Consider the following 8,567-nt stretch of genomic DNA (forward strand, 5'->3'; position numbering starts at 1 on the left):
GCATCGGAATCACGGGCGGGCTCCTGCTGTTTGGCGGCGCCTCGGCCTTCAGCCTCGCACCTGCCTTCGCAGAGTCGTATCCGAGCTGGGATGACGTGCAGAACGCGAAGGCGAACGAAGCCGCCAAGGCGCGTGAAGTCACCCGCATCGAGGGGCTCATTCAGAACCTCACGGCCGAAGTCGAGCGCACCCAGGCCGAGGCCCAGCGGCTGTCCGATGAGTTCTACGTCGCCCAGCAGGCCTTCTTCGACGCCGCCAAACGTGCCGACGACCTGCAGGCCCAGGCGGACGCGCAGGCCGCTGCCGCCGATGAGGCCGCGCAGAAGGCGGGACGCATCGCCGCGCAGCTCTACCGCGACGGCGGCGATGACACCGCGATGCAGTTGTTCTTCTCCGGTTCGGCGGTCGGCGCCGATGAGCTGCTGGCGCGGCTCGGAACGATGGACAAGCTCCTGGAGCGGAACCAGACGGTCTATGCCGAGGCTGTCACGGCGCGGGATTCCGCGCAGAGCCTCAGCGACCAGGCTGTGCAGGCTCGCAACGAGCGCGACCGCCTGCAGCAGGAGGCCGAGCAGAAGATGGTGGCAGCGCAAGAAGCCGCCGCAGCTGCACAGGTCGCACTCGACAATCAGACCGCGCACCTCGGCGAGCTCGAGGCTCAGCTGTCTGCGCTGAAGGACGAAACCGCGAAGACGGTCGCCGGTTACCAGGCGGGCGTGGAGGCGGCACGCAAGGCGCGCGAAGAGGCAGAGCGCAAGGCGCGTGAAGAAGCGGAGCGCATCGCGCGCGAGCAGGCAGCCGCGGGGGGCGGCAACGGCGGCGCCGTCACGGGTGGCGGATGGGCGCGCCCGTCCTCCGGGTACGTCTCCTCGGGCTATGGCCCCCGTTCGAGTGTCTGTAACGCGAACTACTGCTCCTCGAGCTGGCACTACGGCTATGACTTCGCCCCCGGATGCTCCGCCGCGATCTACGCTGCCGGATCCGGTCGCGTCGTCTACGCGGGATACAACGGCGGCTACGGCTACTACATCAAGATCGACCACGGCGGCGGCATCGGCACCGGCTACGCCCACATCCGCCAGGGCGGCATCTTCGTCGGCTACGGTCAGCAGGTGTCGGCCGGTCAGGTCATCGCGAGCGTCGGCAACACCGGCAACTCCTTCGGCTGCCACCTGCACTTCGAGACCTACGTCAACGGCGCCGCCGTCAACCCGTCCGGGTTCATGGCCGCCCGCGGCGTGTACTTCTGATCCGGCCGCTCACGCGCGTCACGCCGGTCGAGAACAACGGAAGCCGCGGCATCCGTCTCGGATACCGCGGCTTCCGTGAAAAGGGGCGCGGGTGTCAGAGCGTGTTGGGCGCTTCGCCCTCACCCTGCGTGCGGGTTTCGCCCTCGTGCTCGTCGAAGCGCTCGACGGCCTCGGCGATCAGGCGCTCCGCCTCGGCGGCATCGGCCCAGTCATCGACCTTGACCCACTTGCCGGGCTCGAGGTCCTTGTAGTGCTCGAAGAAGTGAGCGATCTCCTTCTTCGTGTAGTCGGGGATGTCGGCGACGTCCTGGATGTGGTCCCAGCGCGGGTCCTTCGCGAGGACCGCGACGACCTTGTCGTCACCGCCGGCCTCGTCGCTCATCTTGAGGACGCCCACGGGGCGGACCTTCGCCAGGATGCCGGGGTAGAGGTCCCGGTCGAGGAGGATGAGCACGTCGAGCGGGTCGCCGTCCTCGCCGAGGGTGTTCTCGAAGAAGCCGTAGTTGGCCGGGTAGCCGAAGACGGTGTACAGGATGCGGTCGAGGAAGACCCGTCCGGTGCCGTGGTCGACTTCGTACTTCACGCGGCTGCCGCGGGGGATCTCGATGACGGCGTCGTACGCGCCCATACTGTGTGCTCCTTTGTCGGTGACGGGGTGCCGCGACCAGCCTAGTGCGCCGGATTCCGCGCTCCCACGCCTGTCGCGACGGAGCCGACTCCCCTCGCCAGACCGGTTCGGCGGGGTGCCCGGCCGCGCCGATGTCGGGGGAGACGGAAAGTGACGGGTGAGCAGACGCGGGCGGCCCGGTAGCGTTGCGGCGTGGACGTTCGACCGGGTCTGGATCCGGCCGTCGCAGAGGTGCGGCGGGCGGTGCGGCGCGCCCTCGCGGGCCTCCCCGAGGGCTCGACGGTGATCGTGGCCCTGTCGGGTGGACCGGATTCCCTGGCCCTCGCGGCGGCAACGGCCTTTGAGGCGCCCAAGCGCGAGATTATCGGCGTCGCCGTCACCGTCGATCACGGCCTCCAAGACGGGTCGGCAGAGGTCGCGGCCCGCGCCGCGGCGACAGCCGAGGCGCTCGGCCTCCCCGCCCGCGTCGTGCGCGTCGTCGTGCGTGACGGCGCAGGACCTGAGGCTGCGGCTCGTGACGCGCGATACGGTGCCCTCGATGCCGTCGCCCGAGAGGCCGGCGCAGCCGCGATCCTCGTCGCCCACACTCTCGACGATCAGGCCGAGACGGTGCTGCTGGGCCTTGCCCGCGGGTCCGGGACGGCGAGCCTGCAGGGCATGGCGCCCGTCAGCGAACGGGACGACGGATGTGTCATCCTGCGTCCCCTCCTCGAGGTGCGGCGCACGACAACTCAGGCCGCGTGCGCGGCGGAGCGCCTCGCACCCTGGGCCGACCCCCACAACACCGACCCCCGCTACGCGCGCGTGCGGGTGCGCGAGCGGGTGCTTCCCGTGCTCGAACGGGAGCTCGGACCGGGGGTTGCGGAGGCGCTCGCGCGCACGGCGAGCCAGCTGCGCGAGGACGCCGAGGCGTTCGCGGAGATGATCGACGAGATCATCGAAGACGTCGTCGAGCACGCCGAGGCGGGGATCTCGCTGTCGGTCGGCGCGCTGGCCGCCAACCCCGCGGCGCTGCGGCATCGCCTCATCCGTCATGTCGTCGCCGCCGAGTTCGGCCAGAGCCTCACGCGTTCGCAGACCCTCGATGTCGCACGCCTCGTGACCGGCTGGCGCGGGCAGGGACCGATCGATCTGCCCGGATGCCGCGCGGCCCGTGTCAGTGGACGGATCGAGTTCACCGCCCGCTGACCGTCCCCGTACACTCGGAGGCATGCGTGCCGAGGAGGTCCAGTCCGACATCACCCGCGTTCTGGTCACGGAGGAGCAGATCCAGGCCAAACTCGAGGAGATCGCCGCGCAGGTCACGGCGGACTACGCGGGCAAGGAACTCCTGCTCGTCGGCGTTCTCAAGGGCGCCGTCATGGTCATGGCCGACTTCGCTCGCGCGCTGCCGTCGCACATGACGATGGACTGGATGGCGGTCTCGTCCTACGGCACCGGCACGCGATCGAGCGGTGTCGTGCAGATCCGTAAGGACCTCGACACCGACCTGCACGGCAAGCACGTCCTGATCGTCGAAGACATCATCGACTCGGGCCTCACGCTCAGCTGGCTGCTGACGAACTTCGCGTCGCGCGGCGCGGCATCCGTCGAGGTCTTCGCGCTGCTGCGCAAACCGGATGCCGCGAAGGTCGAGGTGGACTGCCGCTACATCGGATTCGACATCCCGAACGAGTTCGTCGTCGGCTACGGTCTCGATTATGCGGAGAAGTACCGAAACCTCCGCGACGTCGCAATCCTCGCCCCTCACGTCTACAGCTGACGGGCCCTTCGCGCGGTCTGTTCCCGGTACGCCGTGGGCGAATGCTCAGTCGTGGCATAGCAAGCCCGCGATACCCTGAGTCCACCGTTCCCGCGTTCCCGCGCGGCGCGGCGCCTGATCGACGGAGGGACCGGGTTCACCCCGAACCATGGATTTCAAGAAGCTCACTCGCAACCCGCTGCTGTACGTCGCGCTCATCGCGGTGTTCCTCATCATCGGATTCACGCTCATCTCGAGCCTCGGTGGCGCGAAGCAGATCACGACCCAGCAGGGACTCGACCTGCTGGCAGGAAACACCGTGACGGAGGTCGTGAACACCGACGGTGATCAGCGTGTCGACATGACGCTCTCGGAGCCCTACGAGGGCGCGACCGACGTGCAGTTCTACTACGTGACCGCTCGCGCCGAGGAGGTCGTCAACGCGATCGACGCCGCCAACCCCGTCGACGGCTACAACGACGTCGTCCCGCGGGCCACGTGGTTCGACGGGTTCCTCTCCCTGTTCTTGCCGATCCTGCTGCTCGGTGTGCTGTTCTGGTTCCTGCTCTCGTCGGCGCAGGGCGGCGGCAGCAAGGTCATGCAGTTCCGTCGCTCGCGCGCCAAGCTCGTGACCAAGGAGACCCCGACCGTCACCTTCGAGGACGTCGCCGGATCCGACGAGGCGATCGAAGAGCTGCAGGAGATCAAGGACTTCCTCAAGGAGCCGGCCAAGTTCCAAGCCGTCGGCGCCCGCATCCCCAAGGGCGTGCTGCTGTACGGCCCTCCCGGAACCGGCAAGACACTGCTGGCCCGTGCGGTGGCCGGCGAGGCCGGCGTGCCGTTCTACTCCATCTCGGGCTCGGACTTCGTCGAGATGTTCGTCGGCGTCGGCGCGAGCCGCGTCCGCGACCTGTTCAACCAGGCCAAAGAGAACGCCCCCGCCATCATCTTCATCGACGAGATCGACGCGGTCGGCCGTCACCGCGGAGCCGGCATGGGCGGCGGTCACGACGAGCGCGAGCAGACGCTGAACCAGATGCTCGTCGAGATGGACGGCTTCGACCCCAAGGCCAACGTCATCGTCATCGCCGCGACCAACCGTCCCGACATCCTCGACCCCGCGCTGCTGCGCCCTGGACGCTTCGACCGCCAGATCGGTGTGGACGCGCCGGACCTGCAGGGACGCAAGCGCATTCTCGAGGTGCACGGCCGCGGAAAGCCGCTCGCCGACGGCGTCGACCTCGAAGTCGTCGCCCGCAAGACGCCCGGCTTCACCGGCGCCGACCTCGCGAACGTTCTTAACGAAGCGGCGCTGCTGACCGCCCGCTCCAACGCGCAGCTGATCGACAACCGTGCGCTGGACGAGGCGATCGACCGCGTACTGGCCGGCCCGCAACGCCGCACGCGCGTCATGAAAGACAAGGAGAAGCTCATCACGGCCTACCACGAGGGCGGTCACGCGCTCGCGGCGGCGGCGATGAACTACACCGACCCCGTCACCAAGATCACGATCCTGCCGCGCGGGCGAGCCCTCGGCTACACGATGGTCATGCCGCTTGACGACAAGTACTCCGTGACCCGCAACGAGCTGCAGGACCAGCTGACCTACGCCATGGGCGGCCGTGTCGCCGAAGAGATCGTGTTCCACGACCCGACGACCGGCGCCTCCAACGACATCGAGAAGGCGACGAACATCGCCCGCAAGATGGTCACGGAGTACGGCATGACCACGGATGTCGGTCCGGTCAAGCTGGGCCAGAGCTCCGGCGAGGTCTTCATGGGTCGTGACATGGGTCACGGTCGCGACTACTCCGAACGGATCGCCGAGCGGGTGGATGCCGAGGTGCGCGCCCTCATCGAGCAGGCTCACAACGAGGCCTACCAGGTGATCAACGACAACCGCGAGATCCTCGACAAGCTCGCCCTCGAACTGCTCGAGAAGGAGACGCTCGACCACCTCGAGATCGAGGAGATCTTCAAGGACGTGAAGAAGCTGCCCGAGCGCCCGCAGTGGCTCTCGAGCGAGCAGCGTCCCGTGTCGGTGCTCCCGCCCGTGGAGGTCCCGCGTCGTCCCGCGCCGTCCAGCGTCGCCGCATCGACCGAGGCCGACTCCGGCCCTGCCGAGAAGGCGCCGCGACGCCGGCCGACCGGACAGGCGCGTCCCGCGACCGCGTAGGCTCGCCTGGTGGCCGTTGACCGTGAACGCGTCGCCGCACTGGTGCGCGAACTGCTCGGGGCGATCGGGGAGGACCCCGACCGTCCCGGTCTCAAGCTGACCCCGGAGCGGGTGGCGGATGCCTACTCGGAGTTCTTCGCCGGTATCGGCGAGGACCCCGCTGCGCCCCTGGCGCACACGATCTCGATCTCGCGAGGTCCGGCGCCCGAAACGCTGCCCTCGGGAGCGGTCATGGTGCGCGACATCCTGTTCCGCTCGGTCTGTGAGCACCACCTGTTGCCGTTTCGCGGTCACGCCCACATCGCCTACCTCCCGGGGGAGAAGGTCGTGGGGCTCGGTGCGCTGCCCAAGGTCGTGGATGTGCTCGCTGCGCGGCCGCAGGTGCAGGAGCGCCTTGCCGAACAGATCGCGGACACGATCTCGGAAGCGCTCGATGCTCGCGGTGTGCTCGTCGTGTTGGATGCCACCCACGAGTGCGTCACGATGCGCGGGGGCCGCCAGACCGACGCATCCACCGTCACGATCGCGGCTCGCGGGGCTTACGAGGAGCCAGTTGCTCGCGCCGAACTGATCGCGCTCATCGGGGCGAGCTGACATGTCGACGCTGGTCATGGGGGTCGTAAACGTCACGACCGATTCGTTCAGCGATGGCGGCCGCTACCTCGACACGGGAGCCGCGATCTCGCACGGCCTCGCGCTCTGGGCTGCCGGTGCCGACATCCTCGACGTCGGCGGCGAGTCGACCCGCCCCGGTGCCGAGCGGGTGGACCCCTCGATCGAACGCGACAGGGTCGTGCCCGTCATCCGTGCCCTCGCCCAGCGCGGTGCCTGGATCAGCATCGACACGATGAACGCGTCGACGGCGCTTGCCGCTGTCGACTCGGGCGCGCGGATCGTCAACGACGTGTCAGGGGGACTCGCGGATGCCGCGATGTTGCCCGCCGTCGCCGAGACTGACGCCGAGATCATCCTCGGCCACTGGCGTGGGCCCTCCCGGGAGATGTATGCGCCGGCGCAGTACGCCGACGTCGCCGCCGAGGTGGCAGCCGAGCTTGCCGAGCGGGTTGCTGCGGCCCGCGCGGCGGGCATCGCTCCCGACCGGATCATCGTCGACCCCGGCATCGGCTTCGGCAAGCGCCCCGAGCAGAACTGGGAGGTCCTGCGCGCCCTGCCAGAGCTCGTCGCGGCAGGACAGCGGGTGCTGCTGGGCACGAGTCGCAAGCGATTTCTCGCTGAAGCGCTGGCCGAGGCATCCGTTGACGCCGAACGCCGCTTTGCCGAGCGCACGGGAGCCGCGGCTACCCGCGCTGGCGGCGAAGACTCGTCAGGCGACACGATCGGCACGGTTACCGAAGCTCGGCGCGATGGCGCGACGGCCATCACCAGTGCTCTTGCCGCGCGCGCCGGGGTGTGGGGCGTGCGGGTCCACGACGTCGCCGGCACGCGCGACGCCCTGCAGATCGCGGAGCTGTGGGGAGGTTCGGATGCCGCAGCTCGATGAGATCCGGCTCGAGGGGCTTCGCGTCTTCGGCCACCACGGCGTCTTCGATCATGAGCGCGAGAACGGTCAGGACTTCGTCATCGACCTCGCCCTCAGCGTCCGTGCCGAGCGCGCCGCCCAGACCGACGATGTCGCCGACACCGTCCACTACGGCGAGGTCGCCGACGCCGTCGCGGACATCGTCGCCGGCGACCCGGTGAATCTCATCGAGACGCTTGCCGAGCGGATCGCGGATCGCGTGCTCGCCTTCCCCGGTGTTCTCGCGGTGCGGGTCACGGTGCACAAGCCGCAGGCTCCCATCCAGCAGCAGTTCACGGATGTCTCCGTCACGATCACGCGCCGGAATGCGGAGGCCCGAGCGTGAGCCGCCGACTGGCCGAAGGCGTCGACGGGAACGCCCATGCGGATGCCGCTCCCGCCGTGGACGCGGTCGTCGCGCTCGGGGCGAACCTCGGCGATCGGCGCGAGACGCTGGCTGCTGCTGCCGCCGCGCTCGGGCACCTGCCGCTGGTGTCGGCGGTGCGGATGTCGGAACCAATGGAGTCGGTCGCGGTCACCCTCGACGGCCCCGATCCGGACGCACCCGGCTACCTGAACGCCGTGGCCATCGTCACGACGCGCCTCGCGCCTACCGTGCTGCTGAGCTACCTGCACGCCATTGAGGACCAGCACGGACGCGTGCGGCGTGAACGCTGGGGCGATCGCACCCTGGATCTGGATCTCATCGCCTACGGTGACCTCATCTGCGACACCCCGACGCTGACGCTTCCCCACCCCCGTGCAGCCGAACGCGACTTCGTGCTCGCGCCGTGGCTGAGCATCGACCCGGATGCCTCCCTCGTCGGCGCCGGGAGCGTCGCCGACCTCCTCGAGCGCCTCGGGGATGCCTCGTGAAACGCACCGGCGCTGGCATCCTGATCGCGACCGCCGCCATTGCGGTGGCAGGCGGCTTCCTCGTGAACCAGCTGCTCACCGCGACGGGACGCGCGACGTTCACGCCGCTGATCACGCTGCCCGTTCTGCTCGTCGCGCTCGGGGCCATCGTGGTCGCTCTCGCGATCCCGGTGTGGCGAGCATCCCGGGGGCACACCCGCGCGCCGATCAACCCGTTCCGGGCCGTGCGCATCGCCATGCTCGCGAAGGCGTCGAGCCTGCTCGGCGCAGCATCCGTCGGGTTCTCGGGAGGATTGGTGGTTTTCCTCCTGACCCGACCCGTGGTCCCGCCGTTAGGCTCGATGGCGACCCAGTTGGCAACGCTCGTCGCCGGGCTT

General features: G+C 69.2%; 10 protein-coding genes. 9 read left to right on the forward strand and 1 reads right to left on the reverse strand.

Features of this window, described 5'->3' with window-relative positions; genetic code table 11:
• On the forward strand, positions 1 to 1,250 hold a 1,250-nt coding region (locus tag Q1V87_RS04085), incomplete at its 5' end, for a M23 family metallopeptidase (RefSeq protein ID WP_300590952.1).
• A gap of 94 nt (positions 1,251 to 1,344) precedes the next feature.
• Here Q1V87_RS04085 and ppa read toward each other — a convergent pair.
• Positions 1,345 to 1,878 (reverse strand): inorganic diphosphatase, encoded by a 534-nt coding sequence (ppa, locus tag Q1V87_RS04090; RefSeq protein ID WP_300590953.1) that lies wholly within the window; start codon positions 1,876 to 1,878, stop codon positions 1,345 to 1,347.
• A gap of 192 nt (positions 1,879 to 2,070) precedes the next feature.
• Here ppa and tilS point away from each other — a divergent pair, with 192 nt between their 5' ends.
• From tilS to Q1V87_RS04130, 8 genes are all read left to right on the forward strand, one after another.
• The gene (gene tilS, locus Q1V87_RS04095; protein WP_300590954.1) at positions 2,071 to 3,066 is read left to right on the forward strand and encodes a tRNA lysidine(34) synthetase TilS; all 996 of its coding nucleotides are present in this window, start codon (positions 2,071 to 2,073) and stop codon (positions 3,064 to 3,066) included.
• 22 nt (positions 3,067 to 3,088) lie between these two features.
• Positions 3,089 to 3,640 (forward strand): hypoxanthine phosphoribosyltransferase, encoded by a 552-nt coding sequence (hpt, locus tag Q1V87_RS04100; protein ID WP_300590955.1) that lies wholly within the window; start codon positions 3,089 to 3,091, stop codon positions 3,638 to 3,640.
• A gap of 148 nt (positions 3,641 to 3,788) precedes the next feature.
• A complete protein-coding gene (ftsH, locus tag Q1V87_RS04105; protein WP_300590957.1) occupies positions 3,789 to 5,795 on the forward strand; it encodes an ATP-dependent zinc metalloprotease FtsH in 2,007 nt (668 codons plus the stop codon).
• A gap of 9 nt (positions 5,796 to 5,804) precedes the next feature.
• Positions 5,805 to 6,389 carry a GTP cyclohydrolase I gene (gene folE, locus Q1V87_RS04110; RefSeq protein ID WP_300590958.1) on the forward strand — a complete coding sequence of 195 codons (585 nt, stop codon included), beginning with the start codon at positions 5,805 to 5,807 and terminating at the stop codon, positions 6,387 to 6,389.
• A gap of 1 nt (position 6,390) precedes the next feature.
• Positions 6,391 to 7,296 carry a dihydropteroate synthase gene (folP, locus tag Q1V87_RS04115; protein ID WP_300590959.1) on the forward strand — a complete coding sequence of 302 codons (906 nt, stop codon included), beginning with the start codon at positions 6,391 to 6,393 and terminating at the stop codon, positions 7,294 to 7,296.
• On the forward strand, positions 7,280 to 7,660 hold the full coding sequence (folB, locus tag Q1V87_RS04120) for a dihydroneopterin aldolase (RefSeq protein ID WP_300590960.1): 381 nt from the start codon (positions 7,280 to 7,282) through the stop codon (positions 7,658 to 7,660). Before folP ends, folB begins: the two co-directional genes overlap by 17 nt.
• Entirely contained in the window at positions 7,657 to 8,190 is a 534-nt protein-coding gene (folK, locus tag Q1V87_RS04125) for a 2-amino-4-hydroxy-6-hydroxymethyldihydropteridine diphosphokinase (protein WP_300590961.1), read from the forward strand. Before folB ends, folK begins: the two co-directional genes overlap by 4 nt.
• Positions 8,187 to 8,567 (forward strand): DUF3180 domain-containing protein (locus tag Q1V87_RS04130; RefSeq protein ID WP_300590962.1); only part of this gene is annotated, 381 nt, incomplete at its 3' end. The genes folK and Q1V87_RS04130, both read left to right, overlap by 4 nt.

The organism is Microbacterium sp. (genome assembly GCF_030149085.1).
Classification (GTDB): Bacteria; Actinomycetota; Actinomycetes; order Actinomycetales; family Microbacteriaceae; genus Microbacterium.

Excerpts from the sequence above, each read along its gene's own strand:
- folB (WP_300590960.1), top strand. The coding sequence starts at position 7,280 with ATGCCGCAGCTCGATGAGATCCGGCTCGAGGGGCTTCGCGTCTTCGGC.
- hpt (WP_300590955.1), top strand. The coding sequence starts at position 3,089 with ATGCGTGCCGAGGAGGTCCAGTCCGACATCACCCGCGTTCTGGTCACG.
- folP (WP_300590959.1), top strand. The coding sequence starts at position 6,391 with ATGTCGACGCTGGTCATGGGGGTCGTAAACGTCACGACCGATTCGTTC.
- ppa (WP_300590953.1), bottom strand. The coding sequence starts at position 1,878 with ATGGGCGCGTACGACGCCGTCATCGAGATCCCCCGCGGCAGCCGCGTG.
- ftsH (WP_300590957.1), top strand. The coding sequence starts at position 3,789 with ATGGATTTCAAGAAGCTCACTCGCAACCCGCTGCTGTACGTCGCGCTC.